This window comes from Paenibacillus dendritiformis (genome assembly GCF_021654795.1).
Taxonomy (GTDB): Bacteria; Bacillota; Bacilli; order Paenibacillales; family Paenibacillaceae; genus Paenibacillus_B.
The window spans coordinates 3,590,785-3,611,997 of the sequence record NZ_AP025344.1; the positions used below are offsets into that span (position 1 = coordinate 3,590,785).

At 55.9% G+C, this 21,213-nt stretch carries 15 protein-coding genes; 4 read left to right on the forward strand and 11 right to left on the reverse strand.

Going from position 1 to position 21,213, the window contains the following annotated elements; all coding sequences use genetic code 11:
* Positions 1 to 580 precede the first annotated feature (580 nt).
* From L6439_RS15815 to L6439_RS15850, 8 genes are all read right to left on the reverse strand, one after another.
* A complete protein-coding gene (locus L6439_RS15815; protein ID WP_213468267.1) occupies positions 581 to 2,443 on the reverse strand; it encodes an ABC transporter ATP-binding protein in 1,863 nt (620 codons plus the stop codon).
* Positions 2,440 to 4,212: an ABC transporter ATP-binding protein gene (locus L6439_RS15820; protein WP_213468266.1), complete on the reverse strand. Its 1,773-nt coding sequence runs from the start codon at positions 4,210 to 4,212 to the stop codon at positions 2,440 to 2,442. Before L6439_RS15820 ends, L6439_RS15815 begins: the two co-directional genes overlap by 4 nt.
* A gap of 352 nt (positions 4,213 to 4,564) precedes the next feature.
* Positions 4,565 to 8,254, reverse strand: coding sequence for a dynamin family protein (locus L6439_RS15825; RefSeq protein WP_213468265.1), 3,690 nt, complete (start codon positions 8,252 to 8,254; stop codon positions 4,565 to 4,567).
* 96 nt (positions 8,255 to 8,350) lie between these two features.
* Positions 8,351 to 8,608: an NAD/NADP transhydrogenase alpha subunit gene (locus tag L6439_RS15830; protein ID WP_168181376.1), complete on the reverse strand. Its 258-nt coding sequence runs from the start codon at positions 8,606 to 8,608 to the stop codon at positions 8,351 to 8,353.
* Positions 8,609 to 8,633: 25 nt separating this feature from the next.
* Positions 8,634 to 9,254, reverse strand: coding sequence for an endonuclease III (nth, locus tag L6439_RS15835; protein ID WP_237096928.1), 621 nt, complete (start codon positions 9,252 to 9,254; stop codon positions 8,634 to 8,636).
* A gap of 128 nt (positions 9,255 to 9,382) precedes the next feature.
* A complete protein-coding gene (locus L6439_RS15840) occupies positions 9,383 to 12,145 on the reverse strand; it encodes an S-layer homology domain-containing protein (RefSeq protein WP_213468264.1) in 2,763 nt (920 codons plus the stop codon).
* A 101-nt stretch (positions 12,146 to 12,246) separates the two neighbouring features.
* Entirely contained in the window at positions 12,247 to 12,852 is a 606-nt protein-coding gene (locus L6439_RS15845) for a GerMN domain-containing protein (RefSeq protein WP_168181373.1), read from the reverse strand.
* A gap of 64 nt (positions 12,853 to 12,916) precedes the next feature.
* Positions 12,917 to 14,392, reverse strand: coding sequence for an N-acetylmuramoyl-L-alanine amidase family protein (locus tag L6439_RS15850; RefSeq protein ID WP_213468263.1), 1,476 nt, complete (start codon positions 14,390 to 14,392; stop codon positions 12,917 to 12,919).
* 303 nt (positions 14,393 to 14,695) lie between these two features.
* On the opposite strand from L6439_RS15850, the gene L6439_RS15855 reads away from it, so the two are divergent.
* From L6439_RS15855 to L6439_RS15865, 3 genes are all read left to right on the forward strand, one after another.
* Entirely contained in the window at positions 14,696 to 15,148 is a 453-nt protein-coding gene (locus L6439_RS15855) for a MarR family winged helix-turn-helix transcriptional regulator (RefSeq protein WP_168181371.1), read from the forward strand.
* Positions 15,149 to 15,172: 24 nt separating this feature from the next.
* Entirely contained in the window at positions 15,173 to 16,822 is a 1,650-nt protein-coding gene (locus tag L6439_RS15860; protein ID WP_213468262.1) for an MDR family MFS transporter, read from the forward strand.
* A 133-nt stretch (positions 16,823 to 16,955) separates the two neighbouring features.
* Positions 16,956 to 17,252, forward strand: coding sequence for a DUF5316 domain-containing protein (locus L6439_RS15865; protein WP_168181369.1), 297 nt, complete (start codon positions 16,956 to 16,958; stop codon positions 17,250 to 17,252).
* 25 nt (positions 17,253 to 17,277) lie between these two features.
* Here the strand turns inward: L6439_RS15865 and L6439_RS15870 are convergent, their stop codons facing one another.
* The 3 genes from L6439_RS15870 to leuC form a co-directional block, all read right to left on the reverse strand.
* Complete coding sequence (locus L6439_RS15870) at positions 17,278 to 17,862, reverse strand: TetR/AcrR family transcriptional regulator (protein WP_168181368.1); 585 nt, start codon at positions 17,860 to 17,862, stop codon at positions 17,278 to 17,280.
* 171 nt (positions 17,863 to 18,033) lie between these two features.
* Positions 18,034 to 18,645 (reverse strand): 3-isopropylmalate dehydratase small subunit, encoded by a 612-nt coding sequence (leuD, locus tag L6439_RS15875; RefSeq protein WP_168181367.1) that lies wholly within the window; start codon positions 18,643 to 18,645, stop codon positions 18,034 to 18,036.
* Between the two features lie 13 nt (positions 18,646 to 18,658).
* On the reverse strand, positions 18,659 to 20,083 hold the full coding sequence (gene leuC / locus L6439_RS15880; protein ID WP_213468261.1) for a 3-isopropylmalate dehydratase large subunit: 1,425 nt from the start codon (positions 20,081 to 20,083) through the stop codon (positions 18,659 to 18,661).
* Positions 20,084 to 20,246: 163 nt separating this feature from the next.
* On the opposite strand from leuC, the gene L6439_RS15885 reads away from it, so the two are divergent.
* Complete coding sequence (locus tag L6439_RS15885; protein ID WP_168181365.1) at positions 20,247 to 21,176, forward strand: LysR family transcriptional regulator; 930 nt, start codon at positions 20,247 to 20,249, stop codon at positions 21,174 to 21,176.
* Positions 21,177 to 21,213 lie beyond the last annotated feature (37 nt).

Genomic DNA, 21,213 nt, shown 5'->3' on the forward strand with positions numbered 1-21,213 from the left:
ACTTTGTTCTCCTTGATGCGCTGTCCCTTCAGTCGGGCCACTTTGTTCTCCTTGATGCGCTCTCCCTTCTAATCAGGCCGTTCTACCTCTTTGATCCGCGGACCCGCGCTGCCTTCGCGTCACGCTACTCGGCCCGCTATTGGCCTTATCCCTTTTGTTCAGGCACGCCCCGATATGCCGCCTGCATGTCCTTTGCGTACTCTCCCTTTTAATCAGGCAGCGCATGGTAGTCGTCTCCATCTCCATGGTTGGGATGCTTCAGTGTCTTAATGAAGAATTATGAACCCTTCCACTCTGCACCACTACTTTTTCTCGACTGGCGTAATCATAGACAGCAATATTGATCATGGGAATAAAATACCGTGTGATAGCCGGCATTCTGAGCGATAGGGAGAGTATGTATAAGGGGGTAAGACAGACGCAATCACCTGCCTCCTGAATGGAGGGGAGAGTGCTTGTAAGCGGCTCATAGCTCCCCTTCTCCGATGTCGCACCAAAAAAGCTCCACTCGCGGAACCTCCCCGATCCGCAGTGCGCGGTTCAGGTCGATCCCGAACGAATGGAGCCATCTTCATTCCGCTTACATATATTTGTATTGGGCGGCGACAAGGCCATAGTAAGTTCCTTGCTTCGCCATCAGCTCTTGATGCGTGCCCTGCTCTTGAATCACCCCATGATCCAAGACGATGATGTTATCGCAGTGGCGAATGGTTGACAGCCTGTGGGCAATGATGAATGAAGTCCGGCCCTGCAGCAGCGTTTTCAGCGCCTCCTGAATTTTCAGCTCGGTCTCGGTGTCAATGCTCGCCGTCGCCTCGTCCAGAATGAGAATGCGCGGATTCGCCAGCAGCGCCCGGGCGAACGAAAGCAATTGCCGCTGTCCCATGGAGAGCAGATTGCCCCGCTCCTGCACCTCGGTATCATACCCGTCCTTCAGGTGGACGATGAAGTCATGCGCGAATACCGCCTTGGCGGCTGCCTCGACTTCCGCATCTGTCGCATCGAGCCGCCCGAAGCGGATGTTGTCGCGAATCGTCCCCGAGAAGATAAATGTATCCTGCAGCACGATGCCAATCTGGGAGCGGAGACTTTCCAGCGTCACATCCCGAATATCGATGCCGTCAACGAGCACGCGGCCTTCCGTCGGATCGTAGAACCGGCTGAGCAGGCTGATGATGGTGCTTTTCCCGGATCCGGTATGGCCGACGAGGGCAATCGATTCCCCTGCCTGGGCGGACAGGGAGATGTTGCGCAGCGCCGGGCGGCCTTTCTCGTATTCGAACACGATGTTTTCGAAGCTCACGTCGCCGCGCACTTCCGGCATCGTGCGCGCAAGCTCCTTCTCCGCGATGGTCGGGCGCTCATCCATGAATTCGAAGATGCGCTCCGACGAAGCCATTGCAATCAGCATTTGCGAATACATCTGGCCTAGCCGGTTGATCGGTTCCCAGAAGTTCCCGATATACTGCGCAAAGGCGAACAAAACGCCGACCGTAATCGCCTCGGTCTGCACGAGATGCGAACCGAGCATGAAGAGGATAAACGCCCCGGCAGCGCTCGTAATCTCGATGACCGGGCCGAACGTCTGGTTCATGGCGGACGCCCGATCCCATGATTTTTTGTTGACTTGGTTCATGTGCTCGAAATATTCCATGTTTGCTTGCTCTTGCGCATAAGCCTGCGTTACCCGGATCCCTTGAATCGCTTCGTTCAAATGAGAGTTGATGCGCGACTGCTTGATGCGCACATCCTGCCAGGCAAAACGGATCTTTTTGCGCAGCTTGGTCGAGATCAGGAACATAATCGGCACGGTAATCATGACCGCTACCGCCAACTGCACGTTCAGGAACAGCAAAATGATAATGATCCCGAGCAGCTGCAGGCAGTCAACGAGCGTATTGACAGCGCCGTTCGTGAACAGATCCTGCAGCGAGTTGACATCGTTGGTAATCCGCACAAGCACGGAACCCGCCGGACGCTTGTCATAGAAATGAAAAGACAGCTTCTGAATGTGCTTGAACAGGTCCGCCCGGAGATCGTAAATGATCCGCTGACCGATCACGTTCATGAACTTGATGCGGAACGCGTTGGCCGCCCACTGCACAAGGTACAGGCCAAATACCGTTCCGGCGATAATATAGAGCAGCCGTGTCGACGGATCCCCGACCGCCGGCTGTATCGCATGGTCAATCGCATAGCTGATAAGGAACGGGATTGCCAGCTTCGTAATGGTGCCCAATACCATCATGACGATAAGGACAGGGAGCAGCTGCTTGCGGTAGGGCTTCATATAGACGAGCAAGCGGCGCATCTGGGCCCAGTTGAACGGTTTTTCAATGATCTCGTCATCCTGGTAGACGAACCGGGAGCGTGTCTGTGACGGATCCGGCGAATTGTCCCGCCCCTTCCGGCCGGCGGCAGCCGCATCATTCATCGCGCTCATGCTCTCACCTGCTCTCTCATGCCTGCCGCAGCGCCCTGCAGCTGGTCTGCATATTGAATCCGGTAAATATCCTGATATGTGCCCGGCACCTGAATCAATTCATCATGCGTGCCTCGTTGAATTATCTCGCCCTTGTCCAGGACAATAATCTCATCCGCATGACGCAGAGACGAAATGCGGTGCGCAATGATGAAGACCGTACGCCCTTTCATTACTTCCTGGAAGCCGGCCTGAATCTCATGCTCGGTCTCCATATCTACGGCGCTGGTCGCATCATCGAGAATAAGAATCTTCGGATCCTTCAGCAATGCGCGAGCGAGCGCGATGCGCTGCTTCTGACCTCCGGAGAGCCCGAGTCCGCGCTCTCCGACAATGGTATCGTAGCCAAGCGGAAGCTCCGTGATGAAGTCATGCGCCTTGGACAGCTTGGCTACCCGAATGACATCTTCCATCGTTACGTCATCACGCCCATAAGCAATATTATTATAAATGGAAGAAGAGAACAGGAACGTCTCCTGGAAGACGGTCGCCATCTGGCTCCGCAGACTCTGGATATCCAGGTTGCGGATGTCCTGTCCATCCAACATAATGCTGCCCTGCTTCACGTCATACGCCCGCATCAGCAGTTGGATAATCGTCGTCTTCCCGGAGCCGGTTCCGCCAAGCAGGCCGATGACCTTGCCGGGCTCCGCATCGATTGTCACCTTGCGGATGGCGTCGACATCGCCTTCATAGCGGAAGGTTACGTCGTTGAACTGGACGTGGCCTCTGACTTGGCTGTCATCGAGCACAATCGCATCCTTCCGGTTCTGAACGTCGATCGGCGTGTCCAGCAGCTCCAGCACCCGTTCTCCGGACGCCTTCGACTGCGTATAGTTGTTGATGTGGAAGCCAACGCCCCACATTGGCCCGATAATGTACCAGATCATGCTGAAGAAGGATACCAGTTCGCCCAGAGACATTGAGCCGTTTATGACCTTCGTTCCCCCAACCGCGATGAGGAGGACGATACAGAAGCAGGCCAGCATTTCCATTAACGGAAAATAGCGCCCCCACAAGGTCGATGCATAGATTTGGTTGGCCTTGTACGCTTCGTTCCGATCGGAGAACTTGTCGACTTCATGGCTCTCCCGGGCGAATGATTTGACGGTGCGCACGCCGGTAATGTTCTCCTGAACCGCCGTCGTCAATTGGCTGAACGCAATTCGCATTTCCCGAAATGCCGGATGAATCTTCGATTCGAAGCGGAAGGCGACAAAAACGAGCAGCGGAATGGAGACAAGGGTAGTTAGCGTTAACCCCCAATCGATCGAGAACATCATCGCGGCGCCGAATACGACCATGAGCACCATGTTCAGGATCTGGGCGAACCCGAACCCGATGAAGTTGCGAATCGCTTCCAAATCAGCCGTCAAGCGAGACATCAGGTCGCCTGTTCTTGCTTTGTCATAATACCGGAATGATAAAAATTGCAGCTTGCGGTAGCAGGCGCCCCTCATTTCATAGGCCACATGATTTCCCAGGCGTCCGCCAAAAAATCCGTGCAAAAATTGCAAAGTGCCTTTGATACTGACAACGACAACGACCGTTATTGCCAGCCAAGGCACCGATTCGAACCGCTTTTTTGCTATCACGTCGTCGATAAGGATGCGCAGCAGATTGGGATAAACCAATCCGAGCGCCGTCGCAACAATCAAGCAAAACACCGATGCGAACAGCAGGCCTCGTTTGGGCCAGTAGAACGAGCCGAGCTGTTTGAAGACGTTCATCGGACTTCTCCTCCCCATAACTGTCTTTCGTCGTGGCTGCTCAAATGATCTGTCCCCGCCGATGCGGCACACCGGAACGAACCGGAAGGCACATATTTTGAACGCGCACTCATTAGATGTATTGCAGTTTATCATCGGCCCCATTCAACGGCAAAACGGCAATTCGCTCATAATTCCGGGTATGACTTCCTATTTCGAGAATTCAGAGAACGAATCCGATGATCTCTTTTAAATCATCGGATTTCCTTCGATCCTAGCCGCAATAGACGCAATAACGCTTACCCCGTTCATACGTGGTAAGCGTTATCTTCGAATTGATGCCTTTTTGATATAGAAACCCGTTCAACTCATCTCAGCTCAACGTGCTCCGCACCGCTTCGATCGCTTCGCGCAGCGGCTCCGCGTCATAATCTGTCCGCGATGCCTCGTCCAGACGCTCGGCATGGGTGCGAAGCGCAGCCTCCCATTGCCCGCGCAGCTGCCGGACGGTCTGGTCCATCTGCTGCAGCGCATGCTCCGCGAAGGCGTCGCGATGGTCGCGTACCGTCCTTTGAATCGCTTGCGATGCTTTTTCTTCAAGCGCCCGCCGCAGCTCCTCGCGTCCGCCTCCTTCGAAGAACGCTTTGGCGCTGCGGAAATAAGAGCGCAGCCAACGGACCGATGCATCCGCCGGCTCGGCTGGCTCCTGTACCTCCGGAGTCGGCCATGATTCCAGCGGTTCCGCCGCCAAGGCGAAGCCTGGAAGATGCTGCTCGCAATACTCGGTGAGACGCGCGCGCTGATTCTGTATGATTCGCTTCGCCGCCTGCTCCAAGCGGAGGGATGTCGCATACAGCTCGTTGGACAGCTCCTTACGGAACAGGCGCAGCCATTCGCGATAGCACCGTTCCAGCGCCGCATCGCCGCCGCGGGCGTCCTGCCGCAGGGAGGCCGGATTGAACGCGTACGCGAAGCTGTCGTTGAACCGGTATAGCATCCGCTGCCGAACGTGGTACAACAGCTCGTCGGCTTCCTGCTCCAGCCGGGCGCGCTCGTCGGCATGCAGCCATTCGCGGACGCGCGCCTCGCATTCGGCGGCAGCCAGCCGGATATGCTCCGCCTGGCGCGCCCGCTCCGATGCGTCCGCATGCGCGGCGTCCCACATCGCCTGCAGCTGCGACAACACTCTGCGCAGCTCCTGGCGGGATACTTCCGCGCTCAGGCCGGCCAGATCATCCGAGGCGAAGCGGAGGAACTGCTCTTCGAAAGCGGCAAGGCCGGAAGCCTGCCATTCTTCCGGATTGCCCGAGAGCCGAGCTTCCAGTCCCCGCAGGCTCGAGACCGGGAACAAGCGCGGACGGCGGATGCCGAATTCCGTCAGCCGATCCGAGACGTAGCTTACCACTCCATCCAACTCCTCCTCGGATGCAGCCAGATCCGAAGCATTGACGAGGAAGAACATTTTATCCAGCTCGAAAGCGTCTTTCACCCGGCCGAGTTGGGTCAGGAACTGGCGATCCGCTTGGGAAAAGGCATGGTTGTAATAGGTCACGAACAGGATGATATCCGCATTTTTCATATAATTGAAGGACACGCCGGTATGACGGGCATTGATGGAGTCAGCGCCCGGCGTATCGACGAGCACGAACCCTTCCCGGGTAAGCGGGCTGTCCAGATACAGATCGATCCGCTCGACGAAAGCGGATTTCCATTCATCCTTGACATAGGCGCGGTATTCCTCCCAGCCGACATCAAGCGCCGCTCCGAGATGCGGGCGCGCGTCGTCATATCCGCGCTTGACCGCCTGAATGAAGCTGTAATGCGGACGCCCGGTCGGATGCAGCGTCTCCGGCGAATGCCGTTCCAGCGCCTTGAGCGCCTCATCCATTTCCATGGCGGCAGCCTCGCGCTCCCCCATGCTCTCCAGTGCGAAGCGGACATCATCGAGCAGCTTCGCCGCGCTCTTCATCGTAATGCGCGCCGTGCCATGCGGATGCTCTCCGGCCGGCGCCGCGATTGTATTGATCGCAGCCGTCGTCGGATTCGGCGACACCGGAAGCGCGTCCTGGCCCATCAGGGCGTTGGCGAACGACGATTTCCCGGCGCTGAACGCCCCGAACAAGGCGACCGTGAACCGGTTCGCCTCAAGCCGGGCGGCCTTGTCGCGCAGCCCTTGCGCGAGCGGGCGCAACGCCGGCAGCGGCTCCAGCGCCTGCGCGGCCCGGGTCAGCCGATGCGCCGCATCGCGCAGCAGCCGGCGCGCCCCGGCGGCTTGCACAGCCGCGCCCGCTGGCGCTTCCGCTGCGGCCGGCTTCGGCCTGCGCAGCGCGGGCGGCGCCGCCTCCGCCGCCGCGGAGGACTCCGCCGGCGGACGGCGCGTCTGCAGCCGCTCCACCGGCGGCAGCAAGCGCTGCGGGTCGTCCGCTTCAATGGAACGGACAGACTCCCACGAGGCGAGCAGCGCGGCGCGCTCTTCCGCGAGCGCCTGCTCCTGCCCGGCCAGCCGCATATCTTCCGCCAGCTCGGCGCTCAACTCGCCGGCCTGCACCCGCTCCGCCTCCGCTTCCCGCTCCAGCCGGGCCCGCTGCGCAGCGAGGTACGGCTCCGCCTGAGCCAGGACGGCGCGGCGTATCAGCGAGCGCGCATCGTCGGCGAGCGCGCGGCAATAATTGAGCGTATACTCCGACGGGGCCCCTGCCCCGGGCTGAACCGCTTGCGCCAGCCACGGGCCATCCAGCGCCGGCAGCGCCGCTTCCATCTCCGCGGCCGCCTTCCCCTCGTCCAAGCCGGCGGCGCGAGCCGCATCCCGGATCATGCGCAGCACATGGACCTCCACATTGGCGCGGATTCCTTCCCGCCAAGCGTCCGCGAAGGCGGCGAGGCGCCGCTCGCGCTCCTGCTCGGTCTTCGCGGCGGAGAAGAACAGCCCGACACGGAAGCCGGGCATGCGCGCCTCCAAATACGATTGAGCCAGGTCGCGTGTCGCCGCCGGCGTAATGTTCGCATCGCGCAGCAGCTTCTGCAGCGCCTCCTGGAAGGCCGAAGACACGGATTGCGCTTCGGCCTCTGCGGCGCGCACGGCTGCCTGCCGCGCCTCCCAGCGCTCCTTCAGCGCCTGTGCCGCTTCCGTGCCGCCCAGCGCTTCCATCCATGCCTGCCGCGCCTGCTCGATCGGCCTGATACGCATCGCGATATGCGAGACGGCCAGTTCCCTCGCGGCCCGCTCCACGCCGAACCGGATCAACTCCTCCTTGTCTTCAACGATGCGGAGCATGTATCGCTCCAATGCCGTCCATTCATTAAGCGGGTGATCCGGCTCCTTCAAGCTGACATAGAAGATGGCAGCCGGCTTGAGCTGCCAGGCATCCAACGCCCGCTTCACGTCATCCCGGTAAGTGTCGAACGCGATCTCGCGCTCGCGGTGCTTGTCTATCTGGTTCACGATCCAGATGAGCGGCTTGCCGGCATCGGCCACTTCCTTCGCGAACGCAAAATTATATTCGGATTGAACATGATTGTAATCGGTCACATAGAATACGACATCAGCCAAGTGCATGGCCGCTTCCGTCGCTTCCCGATGGGCCGGATCGGCCGAATCGACTCCGGGCGTATCGAGCAGAGCCGCCCCGGGCTTCAGCCACTCGGCTTCATTGTACAGATAGACCCGTTCCACGTTCTCTCCGTCGCGGCATACCTCCGCCAGTTGTTCAACCGGCACGGAGACGACGATCGATTGTTCCCCGTCTCTGCGCACAATGTCGGCCCGCCGCTTGCCATAGCGGACGGTCACCACGTTCGCGCTCGTCGGAATCGGACTGGACGGCAGCAGCTCCGCTCCGCACAGCCGATTGATAACCGTCGATTTGCCGGCGGAAAAATGCCCGCAGAACGCCAAAATGATAGTGCCGTCCCGCCATTTGCCGAGCAAATCAAGCATTTGCCGGCTCCGGGCGGAATCTCCTGTCTCGCGGAACCGTTCCGCCGTATGTTCGAGCCACGCTTCCATGGAGCTAAGTCCTGCTGTCGTTGCTGCGGCCGTTTGCTTTGCATTCAAGTCCAGCATCTACATGTCCTCCGGTCTAGGAAAATAAGGCATGACATAATGAAAACCGAGCCTGGGCGGCATCCGCCTTAGACTCGGTTTCTAGTTTACCATATTTTATTGTTCCGGGAGGATAATTTCAAATTGCTCGCCGTGCTGCAATATCGTGATGCCCAAATCCTTCACCTTCATCACGACGACCCCCCGCTTCTGGCGCATGCGATCCACATATTGCGCAGGCACCTCGCCAGCTCCGTATATCGTGACGCCTTCCACTTCCTTCTCTTCATCCTCCTGCGGCGGAGTCTGAATGATGGCCTCATAGATATCGGAAAACTGCTCAAAATCATTCGTATAGACAGAAATGCATTTCATCGCGACCGCTCCTATTCACGTTCTTTTATTTTCCAGTCTTTCTTGGTTTGGTCGCTTTCATACGTGCTTTTCCCACGCGGCAGCAATCGATGAGAGGACAGATCTCGCACCGGGGCGACTGCGCTTTGCAATGATAACGTCCAAAAAATATAAGCCGATGATGCGTAAGCGTCCATTCGTCCCGCGGAACTTTGCGCATCAGCTTCTTCTCCACTTCCAGTACGCTGTCCTGTTCATCGGCCAGCTTCAAGCGCTTGGCTACCCGCTCCACATGCGTATCGACCGCGATCGCGGGCACGCCGAACGCATTGGAGACGACGACGTTCGCCGTCTTGCGCCCGACGCCGGGAAGCTCGGTCAATTGGGCATGCTCCCGCGGCACCTCGCCGTCATACTTGTCGAGCAGCATGCGGCACAGCTTCTGGATATTGCTTGCCTTGTTCCGGTAGAGCCCGATGCGCCGGATGTCCTGCTGCAGCTCCTCCAGAGGCACCGCCAAATAATCCTCGGGGCGCTTATACTTCCGGAACAAGTCCGCGGTTACCTTATTGACGGTCTCGTCCGTGCATTGGGCCGACAACAGGACGGCAATCGTCAATTCGAACGGATTGGAGTGGATCAACTCGCAATGCGCATCCGGATACATGCTGGCGATCGTATCCAATATTCGGCGTACTCGTGCACTGGTTGCCAATTCGCTCCCTCCATTCCTCAGGTAAAAACCGTCTCATCCCTGTGCGGGAATGAGACGGTCTATTACAACCCTACTGTATTTTAAGACAATCTTTCGATTTCAACAACCTTGTTTTTCACGAGATAGACCATAATTTCAGTGTCTTCCTTAATCGTGGACAGTGAAATTTTGTCGCCTTTGGAATGAACATACACATTTGGCTCCATGTTGAAGATATAGTTGTTCTCCGCAAGCGAACGCTTGACGTAAAGCTGATCTCCGCTTACTTTCCAGTAGCTCCGCTTCGTGCCGGTGATCAGATTGATGGTGGTCAGGCCGTCGGCGTTCTTGCGCACAAAGACCCGATCGCCGGTTTTGAGCGCATTGATGCTGCTTGTGGAAGAAGAATCATCCACTTGAACAACCGGATTTTTGCCGAGCTGATGTACGGATGCGCTGCCCTGATTATCACGAACCTGCATCACCCCGGTAGAGGCGTCAATCGATTCGATGCGTCCATAGGTCACTTGCACCTTGCTGGCTTCGACAAAGTTGCGGCCGTCCATCACCACATTGAGATATTCGTTCGGCTTGATATCGGCCAGCTTGATTCTCTTGCCTTCCAGATCATAGAAGGACGTGCTGCCAACGCTGAACTCCTCTACCTTCGAGCCGGACGTGCGCAGACGGATGCGGTTCCGCGACGTATCGACGGATTCAACCTCGAACTGCTCGATGGTGCGCAGCGCCAGAGAGTTGACGGTTGTCTGATCGTCCGTCAAGTAGGCAACGATATAATCGCCGCTGCGGAGATCGGCCACCGTCGCGCTCGACTTATCGAATCTCTCCACATACAAAGTGCTGCTTTTATAAGGGAGCGTCACGGGAACGCCGTTATCCAGCTTCACAGTCACTGTCTTGGCGGTGCTGCTTACTGAAATGAACGTGCCTTCGAACCTGTTGACGAATTGAACCAGCAGCGCTTGGTTGGCGGTATGCTGAATATTCGCTTTCTTCTTGCCCTCCCGCAGGTCGCTTACGATATCATCGATGTACACGCTATCGCCGTTGCGCTCGAAGCGCGTCTCGTTGGTCAATTTCAAGGCGTAAGGCACTTTGTTCGCGTCCATGACGGTCAACAGATTGTTCGTTCGGTCATAGTTGATAACCGTTACCCCGATCAGCGTCTCCAGCTTCCGATCGAGCACTTTGATCTTCGTGACCAGATCATCGCTGTTCAACGTCAGCTCTACCCGATCGCCGAATTCTCCGGCAACCAGATCATCGAATGTCGGAACCTTGATGCCTTCCATAATGATCTCCACGTTCGGCGCAAGCATCTTCGCTTCCAGCTTGTCATTCTCCTTGCGGATCGTCAAGCTCGTCTTCGCGGCCCCCTTCTCGTACAGGCGGCCCGTCACCGTCATCTCCGTCAATTGAGTCAGTTCAATCGACTGCACGATACTGTTCTTGACGACATAGGAGATGGTCGAATCCGGCTTCAAATCTTTGATGCCGTTCATCAGTTGATCCTTGTAGCGCACAACCGCGTCCTCGGCAACGGTGAAGGTCTCCTCGCTTCCGCTCTCCGGCTTAATCGTAATGGAGCGGTTAGTCGCGTCAACGGCCACAACTGTGCCTTTATCCGATTTGTTTACAGGGCCGGACTTCACTTGAATCTCGATCACTTTGCGATCGGAGGAGAAGGTTTCCCGTTTAATCTCCAGCACGCTGTCCTCCGTCAGCTGCGAAGCCTGGATCGAATTCCCGCTTGCGTCTTTCAGGACTGTCGACGAATCATAGAAAATCTCACTCAAATCCGCTGTGCCGTCACGCTTCACATACAGCTTGTTCTCCGAGCCGACGGCATATTTCAGCGTCGCCTGAGAGGTTTCCACCTGCGGCGTATTGTCCAGCAGCTCGACGAAAGCGCCGGCCCCGCCGCTGCCAAGGACGCGCACCTTCGTGTACAGCGCAAGATCGGATGCCTTGATCGCTTTGTCCGAATCGGCCTGGTAATACAGCGTCTTGTCGTCAAGTCGGAACGCCGAAGCCTGGCCGTCCTCTCCGTACAAGCGGATTTCCTTATCCGTGAGCGCCATAATATACCCAACCGATTCATTGGCGCGCTTGACGTCCGCTATCTTCTCCCCGCGGCTGAAAAAGGTCGCAAGCTGCGCGCGCGTCACCTTGCCCTGCGGGTCGAATTTGTTGCCGTTCAGACCGGCTGCCAGCTTCAAATCGACGGCCGTATTGACATACCCGAGTGCGGACGGGGTGATTTTGCTGTTATCCGCGAAAGAGGTCTGCTTGTTTTTCGCCTGCTTGGCGTCCGCTTCCTTCCCGACGGCGCGAACGAGGATTTTCGTAATCCATTCGCGAGTCGCCTTCTTCTCGCCCCAGCTATTCTTTGGATCCGGATTGGCCATCTCCTCGTTCTTGTCGATAAGCCCCTTCTGGAAAGCCAGCACGACATACGGCTTGAAAATTTCGCCCACCTTGAAATCGGCTGGCAAAGCAACCGAATCGGATGAATTCAGTTCTCCCTGCAGACCCATAAAACGGATCGCCATCGTGATTGCCTCTTGCTGGGTAACGTCGTCATTCGGACGGAATTTGCCGTTGTTGCCTTTCAAAATATCCAAGGCTGCAAGCTTATGTATATGCTTCTCAGCCCAGAATCCCAGATTAACATCGCTGAACATCGGGCTGACTCCCGCGGATGCAGACGGTTTCTGCGCCTCCTGCCCGGACTCTGCCGCCATAACGGCCATTGGCACGGAAGTGAGCGTGAGCGAGACGGCCAGCAGCGCGCTGCCAAGCGTACGGAACTTGCGCTTTGGTTGTGTATCATTCGATTGCATATGTAATCCCCTTCCCCAAATAATCCATAAAAAATGCTATAAGTAGTTCCACTTCGACAAGAACAGGGGCAATTCCTGCCCCTGTTCCCAAAAAGTTCGTATTATTGCCGGCGAATCGGATGCTCCAGGGTGACATGCCCCATCATGCTCTCCTCGGCTTGGCCGTCTACGAGCAAATCAATCGCTTTGATCTCGTCGAACTGGAACAGTGTCTTCGTCAACGCTTCGATAGCGAACGACTCGCCGCCGGCGCCGAGACGGGCATCTTCCGGAATATGAATATCAACGGTCAATGTGCCGTCGCTCAGCTTCACCGACTTGAATTCGATTTTTTTCCATAGCGGATTGTCTTCCGGGTTGTCAGACGTCTGGAGCGCCTTCAGCGCTTCTCTATATTTCTCTTCGTCATCCGCAAATTGAATCTTGGCGGAGTACGATTTCAATTCCATCAGATCGCTATCGGACACATAAGCCGTAATCGACAGCTCCTGCTTCTCCGGCTCTTGGTTCGCAGGCTCTTCCTTATTCGGTTCGCCCTGATTCGATTCCGAGGGGGTCTGCTCTTGAACGGCCCCGTTTTCCGTCTTCGTCTCGGACGGAGGAACCTCCGGCTGACCGGCATTCGTCGTCGGCTTGGCGCCGCAAGCGGCAACCAAAGAGATCGACAGGACGATTGCTGCTAATCCCCACCACTTTTTATTTTTCATCAGTAATGACCTCCTTTACACCGTACCTGACGCAATGCGAAGCGAAAAGTTGCGCTTTTCATCCTCAGGACAAGCCCAAATAGTCAAGAATCCCCTTGACGATATGCTCTGCGACGCGCTGTTGGAACTGTTCGTCAAAAAGCTGGGCTTCTTCGGCGGCATTGGTCAAAAACCCGATTTCAAGCAAAATGGCCGGCATTTTCGTCTCTCTCGTAACATGATGATTCGCCTTGCGGACACCGCGGTCTTTGAATTGCGTTCCTTCCATCAGCTGCTTGTGCATCGCCTCGGCGAACGCCTTGCTCTCCGCCCGCCAGTAATAGGTCTCCGTGCCCGACACGTGAGGCATATTGTCTACGCTGTTCGCATGAATCGACACGAACAGATCGGCATTCATACTGTTCGCCAGCTGCGCTCGTTCACTTAACTCCAGGAACGTGTCATCCTCGCGTGACAGCACCGTGTTGAACCGGTCGTCTTGACTCAAAATCTCGCCAACCTTCAGAGCAAGCGACAGATTGAAGTCCTTTTCGTACCGTTTTTTCACGCTGACCGCCCCGGAATCGTGATCGCCGTGTCCGGCGTCGATAACGACCGTATACTTGCCGTCCGTCTTAATCGGAGGCTTCGGTTGAGAGGTGTCTTTGCCCGGAACAAGCTCGACCGTCGTCAGTCCCGATTCATTATAGGTAATCTTCCCGTGGTACGGGGTGTCCAAGTCAATGACGAAGCGGACCGTATTCGGGTTGTCGCTGAACATCGCAAAGCGGATTCGCTGTACGTCAGGGTAGTCCGTAATTTCCATTTCCCCTTGACTGCCGGCGTCGAAACGGAATTTCTCAAAAAATTCCTCGGAAAATACGGCCTTCGGGAAGTCGATAACGACCCGATCCGGGGAGTCCATCGTCATAATGCTCGGAAGGACATTGCTGGAAGCAGCGATATGTAACTTGTTATCAATGAATGAAAAACCTGTGATTAGGGCATCAGGGTCGACTACACCGCCAACGCTCCCATCGGAATTTCCGTCTTCCGAATTCGATCCGCTCCCATTGGCGTCCTCGCCGCTCGGGGTACCCGGCGTTGGCGGGACGGCTTCGGAGGACTCGTCAGCCGTGAACAGATAGACAGACTTGGTCTCCTTGTCCCAATCTACCGTCAATCCCATATTCTCGCCAATGAACCTCAGCGGCACAAGTGTGGTGCCCTTTTGAAGCATCGGCGCTACGTCCAGCTTGACTTCCTTGTCATCTACCGTTGCCGTCTTCTGATCGACGGCCATAGTCAATCGTTTGCTGTCATTATATATGGCTACCGTCTTCGCCTTCGGGTCCCAATCGACCTTATACCCTAACTGTTCCGACACGACGCGAACCGGAATCATAGTGACCGAATGAACTAACGTAATCTTTTCCGGCAATGAAATGGAATTGCCATCCAGGTACAAGGCTCCTGTCGGAGCGGCTTGTCCCAATTGAGGAAACAGCATGAACAACCACATGAGCATCAGAGCTACACCAAATTTTTTTCCTTTTTTCATCTTCACCTCTACATCCTTTCATATTGTTCCGGCCTATTTGTCTATGTGTTCAGACCGGACGATATATTAGACGGAAAACATGAACAAAAGTTGCGTGTTTTCAACATTTTTCGGGCATATTTTGCCTTTACTTATTAAGGTAATGGAACTGGAAGGCCATGGCAAGAAAAACTTTTAAAAAAAGGTTGACGCTATGTAAACAGAGGAATATACTATGAATTACTTTTTATTTTAGTTGGTAAACTATTTAACTTGTATACATTATAATTTGTATAAATTATAGCAACTAAAGGAGGTTGAATAATGGCGGGAGATGAGGATCTCATTCAGTTCGAGCGGCTGTTCTGGCGGGTATCCCGCAAGATTCAGTGCCTGCGGAAGAAGAAGTTCCACGATCGCTTGTCGGATTCACAGACTTATATCCTCGTGAAGCTGGCGACCGAAGGACCGCAGAAGGTGTCCGGCCTGGCGGAGTCGATCGGCATTACGCCGGGCGGCGTCACCAGCATTTCCGATAAGCTGATCGCGAACGGTTATGCCCAGCGGAAGCGCGACGAGGAGGATCGCAGAGTCGTCTTCCTGGAGATTACCGACAAAGGCATGGATGTGATGCGAGAGCTTCACCGGGAGCGGCTGGAGATCATCCGTTATCTGTTCAATAACTTGCCGCCAGACGACCTGCAGCATCTCAACCGTACCTATGAGAAGCTGCTGGAGAACCTGGACAAATATGAGCTAGAAATGATGGAAGAGTAAGGGAGTAAGACAAGGAGTGGATTTATGGAACATTTATCGGAAAAACGAAAACTAACAATCATGATCGCGATTATGGCAGCCATGTTCTTCTCGGCCATCAATCAGACGATCATCGGGGTCGCCATGCCGCGCATTATCGCAAAGCTCGGCGGGATGGACTATTATACATGGGCGATTACGATCTATCTGCTGACCTCGACGGTCGCTACCGTGCTGGTCGGCAAATTGTCCGACATTTACGGACGCAAGCCCTTTATCCTGGCAGGTATCGCGCTGTTCATGCTGGGCGCCTTCCTGAGCGGCTTCTCCGCCGACATTTTTCAATTGATTGCCTTCCGCGGCATCCAGGGGATGGGCGCCGGCATCATTATGTCTACCGCATTTACGGCGGTCGGCGATCTATACGCTCCGCGGGAGCGGGCGAAATGGATGGGCGTCATGAGCGGCGTGTTCGGCTTGTCCAGCGTTTTGGGACCGCCGCTGGGGGGTTATCTGGTCGATCACCTGGATTGGAGATGGGTCTTCTGGATGTTCCTTCCGCTGGGCATTATCGCCTTCTTCATGATTATCGCCCTGTTCCCGAAAGTGGAGCGCAAAGAAGGGGAGAAGATCGATTATTGGGGCTCTGTGTTCCTGACGACTACGATTGTGCCCCTGCTGCTCGCCTTCTCCTGGGCGGGAGACGGCGCGGGCAAATACCCTTGGGGTTCATGGCAAATCATCGGGTTGTTCTCGGCAACAATCGTTTCCCTCATTATATTCATTCTGGTGGAAATGAAGGTCAAATCTCCGGTGCTGCCGTTGTCGCTGTTCCGCAATGGCATCGTCACCGTGTCGAACCTGGCCGGATTCGTATTGAATGCCGGCATGATGGGGGCCATCATTTATGTTCCGTTCTTTGTGCAAGGGGTTAAGGGCATCTCCCCGACCTATTCGGGTTATGTCACGATGCCGATGTCCGTGGTCATGATTTTGTGCACGGCATTTATCGGCCAGTTCATCTCGAAGACCGGAAAATATAAAAAGATGGCCATCGCCGGCCTGCTCATTATGACCTTCGGCATGGTGCTGCTGCACTTCATGACTCCGGAGACGGCGATTTATATTACCGTTATCTATATGTGCATCGTCGGCCTCGGGCTCGGGATCAGCATGCCCGTCTTCTCTCTGACGATTCAGAATGCGGTTGAGCCGCAGCAGCTCGGCGTCGCGACCGCATCGTCGCAGCTGTTCCGTTCTTTGGGCGGAACGATCGGCATCGCCGTAATGGGAACGGTCATGAGCTCGCATATGACCAGCAAAATGACCGAGCTCGGCGCGGCATCCGGCGCTTCCGGCGGCCAGATGCAGATCGATCCGAAATACGCGGAATCGATCAAGGAAGTGATGAACCCGCAGACGCTGCTCGATCAGCCGAAGCTGGAAGGCATCATGAACCAGCTTCCGCCCGAACTGCAGACGATGGTCGACAATCTCGTTCATATGGTGCGCGAAGCGCTCAGCTACGGCGTGACCAGCACCTTCCTGACTGGCGCTATCGTCACGGCCGTAGCCGTGGTCCTGACCTTCTTCCTGAAGGAAATCCCGCTTCGCTCGGCGAAGGATGTCAAGGCGAAGCAAGGGGACCATGCAGGAGAAGCCAGACAGCAAGTCATTGTCAATTCCAAATCATGATATGCGCATCAAAACGAACGAACCGCCTTACCCTTTCGGATAAGGCGGTTATTTGCAATCAATCCATTCCATTATTAGCCATATCATCGTATAATAGATGCCGATGGAATAATTAGTAAAGGGGGCGCTATCTATGTACATCCGCATCCTATGGGGATTGATCATCATAGGAGTTACGGGAATCTACGCGATGGTTACGAGCAATCTGTACCACATGTTCCTCATCAACGGCTTCGTCGGGCTCGGACTATGGGCATTCGCCGGCTTGCTGTCCGGCACGTTCCGGGATCATAGACATTGGCAATTCAATTATGCACTGAACTCGGAGGATGATACGCGCCGGCAGACAAGCTTCAGCGCTACGCTGCTCTTGCTCGGTCTGCCAAGCGTGCTTGCTTCGCTTCTCCTATACATCTTCGTATATCGTTAACCGGCATTTCCCGCCATTTTGCCATTCAGGCGGGCGTCTCTGCATCGCTGGCCGATGCCGCCAGTCCCTGCGTCATCGTCTCTGCCATCAATTCTACGGCTTGCTGCAGCGTACAGGACGAGCGCATCAGAAATTCCGGATCGAACAAGGCGGCCGAAGCTCCGATCATCATCTGCACGACGCTCGGCACATGGACAGGCCGTATTTCCCCGGCGGCAATGCCTTCTTCAATAATCTGGCTCACGGTAGACCAGCCGCATTCTTCCTGCAAATAATTGTTGATTTTACTCCATTCATTAGGAGCAAACCGCTTCATCTCCGCCAGCAGCCGCTGATCGCTCAGCTTCAGCCCGCTCGGCACGATGGAGAGCACCCGCTTCAGTTTCTCCAGACTGCTCCAGTCGGGATTCTCGTAAATCCCTTTTTCAAGCAGAATAACTTCACCGATCGATTGGTCGACGATCGAGCCGATCAATTCTTCCTTCGAGGCGAAATGCTCATAAATGGTTCGCTTGCTTATCCCCATCTCCCTGGCCAGATCGCTCATCGTAAATTTGAGTCCCTGTACCGACATCAAGTCCAGGGCAGCTTGCATCAGCCGCTCTCTCATGGAATTTCCCCCTCTTGAGCAACAAGGTAAGCCCTTTTTCGGATCTTGCGCATTATCATGCCGAGTATATGCCACGCTCCATGGAGAGTCAAGCCGCGATAACGGCTAAAACTCCCTCTGCGAAGAAGATTCTTCACAGGAGGGAGTCTAATTGCTTGGGAGATTCAGTTGTCAGGACGCGGAAGACGCCAGACGCTCCGCATGCTTCGCCTCATAAGCGGCAATCGCATCTTCATGCTGGAGAGTCAACCCGATATCATCAAGCCCCTGAAGCAAAAATTGGCGGCGGTGCTCATCCAGGTCGAATGAGCAGGACAAGCCGTAATCATCGGTTAACCGCTTGTTCTCCAGGTCAATGTGAAGCTTGTAGCCTTCGCGGCCCGCCGTCCGCCGGAACAGGTCCTCCACCTGCTCCTCCGACAGCTTGATAGGCAGAATGCCGTTCTTGAAGCAGTTATTATAGAAAATATCCGCAAAGGAAGGCGCAATCACACAGCGGAAGCCATAATCAAGTATCGCCCAAGGCGCGTGCTCGCGCGAGGAGCCGCAGCCAAAATTGGCCCGCGACAGCAGCACGGACGCTCCGCTGTATTGCGGCTGATTGAGGGAGAAGGAAGGAATCTCCTTCCCTTCCTCGTCAAACCGCCATTCGTAAAACAAAAACTGCCCGAATCCGCTGCGCTCGATACGCTTCAAAAATTGCTTCGGAATGATGGCGTCCGTATCTACGTTCACCCGATCCACCGGCGCCACCAATCCCGTCATCGTTGTAAATGGTTGCATCGTCCGTTCCCTCCTAGTTCAATACTTCCGATTTAAATTCCCAATTGCGCACATCGACGAAGTGCCCCTTGATGGCAGCGGCCGCAGCCATCGCCGGCGAGACGAGGTGAGTCCGTCCACCGCGGCCCTGGCGTCCTTCGAAGTTCCGGTTCGAGGTCGATGCGCAGCGCTGTCCCGGCTGCAGGACGTCCGGATTCATCGCGAGGCACATGCTGCACCCGGCATCGCGCCATTCGAAGCCCGCTTCCTTGAACACGGCATCCAGCCCTTCGCGCTCGGCCTGCAATTTGACGCGGCCCGATCCAGGCACCACGATTGCGGTGACCTTGTCGCTCACTTTATGTCCTCTGGCCACTTCCGCGGCCGCCCGCAAGTCTTCAATCCGTCCGTTCGTGCAAGATCCGATAAATACATAATCGATGTGAATCTCCGTCATCGGCGTTCCCGGCGCAAGCCCCATATATTCAAGCGCCTTCTCCGCGGCCTTGCGCTCATTCTCGGTCTTGAAATCTGCCGGATTCGGCACCGCGGCCGTAATATCCGTTCCCATGCCCGGGCTCGTGCCCCAGGTGACCTGCGGAATGAGACGGTCCATATCGACTTCCACGATCATGTCATAGGCGGCGCCTTCATCGGTGGCAAGCTGCTTCCAGCGTTCGATCGCCTTCTCGAAGGCCGCGCCCTGAGGAACATACTGGCGTCCGCGCAAATACTCGAAGGTCGTCTCGTCCGGCGCGATGAGTCCGGCACGCGCCCCCGCTTCAATCGACATGTTGCAGACCGTCATCCGCTCTTCCATCGTCAGCTCGCGAATCGCTTCGCCCGTATATTCGATGACATATCCGGTCGCGAAGTCCGTTCCGTATTGGGCGATGAAGCCGAGAATCATGTCCTTGGCGGTGACGCCCGGCTTCCGCTTGCCGACGAAGCGCACTTCCATCGTCTTCGATTTGGCTTGCTGCAGACATTGGGTAGCCAGCACATGCTCGACCTCGCTTGTCCCGATACCGAAGGCAAGCGCTCCGAACGCCCCATGGGTCGACGTATGGCTGTCTCCGCATACAATGGTCTTCCCCGGATGGGTCAGACCGAGCTCAGGGCCCATGACGTGCACGACCCCTTGATCGATACTGTTCAGATCGAACAACGTCACCCCGAACTCCGCGCAGTTTTTGGACAGCGTATCGATCTGCTGCTTCGAGATCGGGTCGGTAATATTGAAGCGATCTTTCGTCGGCACATTGTGATCCATCGTAGCGAACGTCAATTCCGGTCTGCGCACCTTGCGGCCGCTCAGGCGCAGCCCTTCGAACGCCTGCGGGGATGTCACTTCATGCACGAGGTGCAGATCAATGTACAAAATCCCCGGTTTTCCTTCCTCTTGAACGATAACGTGATCATCCCAAATTTTTTCATACATCGTTTTCTTAGCAGCCATTCGTTCTTCACCTCTCCGCATATTGCGCTTTACTGTTAGAATGAATATAGCATTTGCATCTTCATTGATCCAAGATATAATATCTATAATAATGATAGGTTCAACCTATAACCCTTCTCTCCATCATCAAATGATCTATACTCATACCTTAGGAGGACGCACTATGGAATTCCGGCAACTACAATATGCGGTTCAGATTGCCCAGGAGCGCAATTTCTCGCGGGCAGCCGAGAAGCTGCATATCGCCCAGCCCTCGCTTAGCCAGCAGCTGTCCAAGCTGGAGAAGGAAATCGGCGTGCTGCTGTTCCGCCGCACGACCAATTCGGTCGAGCTAACGCATGCCGGCGAGATTTTCGTCGATCGCGCTCAGAAAATATGGGACGCGATGGAGCAATTAAAAAGCGAAATGGCCGATATCAGCCAGACGAAAAAAGGCAAGGTCGTCATCGGGACGATGCCGATTACGGGCTCGCACCTGCTCCCTCACGTCCTTCCTTCGTTCCATTCCATCTACCCGGATATCGAGCTCGTGCTCGTGGAGGATACATCGACCTCCAACCTGGAGCGGATGACGGCTCAAGGAAAAAACGATCTTTGCCTGCTCTCGCTGCCGTTGACCGATCCGGCCCTCACCTGCGAGCCGCTCGTCGACGAGGAGATTCTGCTTGCCGTCCCGAACGATCATCCCCTTCTGCCCAAGAGCGGAGCTCCCGCCGACGCCGTTCCGCTCGCTTCCCTGCAGGATGAGCCGTTCATCCTGTTGAAGCGGGGACAGGGCTTCCGGCAGCTGACGATGGATCTGTGCGAGCAGGCCGGATTCCGGCCGAATGCCGTATTCGAGAGCAGCAATATCGAGACCGTGCAATCGCTGGTCGCCGCCGGAATGGGCGTCGCGCTCGTCCCCGCCTTCATCGCGCGGGCGCCGCGGATCGAATTCGTCCCCGCCTACCTGCCGCTGGCCGGACGTCCCGCCCGCACCCTTGTCATCGCCTATCGCGAAGGGCGCTATATGTCGCATGCGGCATCGGCCTTCATGCAGACCTTGAAGACGGCGGTGGCCGAACGGTTCGGCAGCCGTTCCGAAGCGCGGTAAATGAAGAACAGCCCCGAGACCGCTAGTGACGGTTCGG

Coding starts and splice junctions, on each gene's coding strand:
- L6439_RS15840 (WP_213468264.1), bottom strand. CDS start 12,145: ATGCAATCGAATGATACACAACCAAAGCGCAAGTTCCGTACGCTTGGC.
- L6439_RS15855 (WP_168181371.1), top strand. CDS start 14,696: ATGGCGGGAGATGAGGATCTCATTCAGTTCGAGCGGCTGTTCTGGCGG.
- leuD (WP_168181367.1), bottom strand. CDS start 18,645: ATGCAACCATTTACAACGATGACGGGATTGGTGGCGCCGGTGGATCGG.
- L6439_RS15865 (WP_168181369.1), top strand. CDS start 16,956: ATGTACATCCGCATCCTATGGGGATTGATCATCATAGGAGTTACGGGA.
- L6439_RS15870 (WP_168181368.1), bottom strand. CDS start 17,862: ATGAGAGAGCGGCTGATGCAAGCTGCCCTGGACTTGATGTCGGTACAG.
- L6439_RS15825 (WP_213468265.1), bottom strand. CDS start 8,254: ATGCTGGACTTGAATGCAAAGCAAACGGCCGCAGCAACGACAGCAGGA.
- L6439_RS15845 (WP_168181373.1), bottom strand. CDS start 12,852: ATGAAAAATAAAAAGTGGTGGGGATTAGCAGCAATCGTCCTGTCGATC.
- L6439_RS15815 (WP_213468267.1), bottom strand. CDS start 2,443: ATGAGCGCGATGAATGATGCGGCTGCCGCCGGCCGGAAGGGGCGGGAC.
- leuC (WP_213468261.1), bottom strand. CDS start 20,083: ATGGCTGCTAAGAAAACGATGTATGAAAAAATTTGGGATGATCACGTT.
- L6439_RS15860 (WP_213468262.1), top strand. CDS start 15,173: ATGGAACATTTATCGGAAAAACGAAAACTAACAATCATGATCGCGATT.
- L6439_RS15850 (WP_213468263.1), bottom strand. CDS start 14,392: ATGAAAAAAGGAAAAAAATTTGGTGTAGCTCTGATGCTCATGTGGTTG.
- nth (WP_237096928.1), bottom strand. CDS start 9,254: ATGTATCCGGATGCGCATTGCGAGTTGATCCACTCCAATCCGTTCGAA.
- L6439_RS15820 (WP_213468266.1), bottom strand. CDS start 4,212: ATGAACGTCTTCAAACAGCTCGGCTCGTTCTACTGGCCCAAACGAGGC.
- L6439_RS15830 (WP_168181376.1), bottom strand. CDS start 8,608: ATGAAATGCATTTCTGTCTATACGAATGATTTTGAGCAGTTTTCCGAT.
- L6439_RS15885 (WP_168181365.1), top strand. CDS start 20,247: ATGGAATTCCGGCAACTACAATATGCGGTTCAGATTGCCCAGGAGCGC.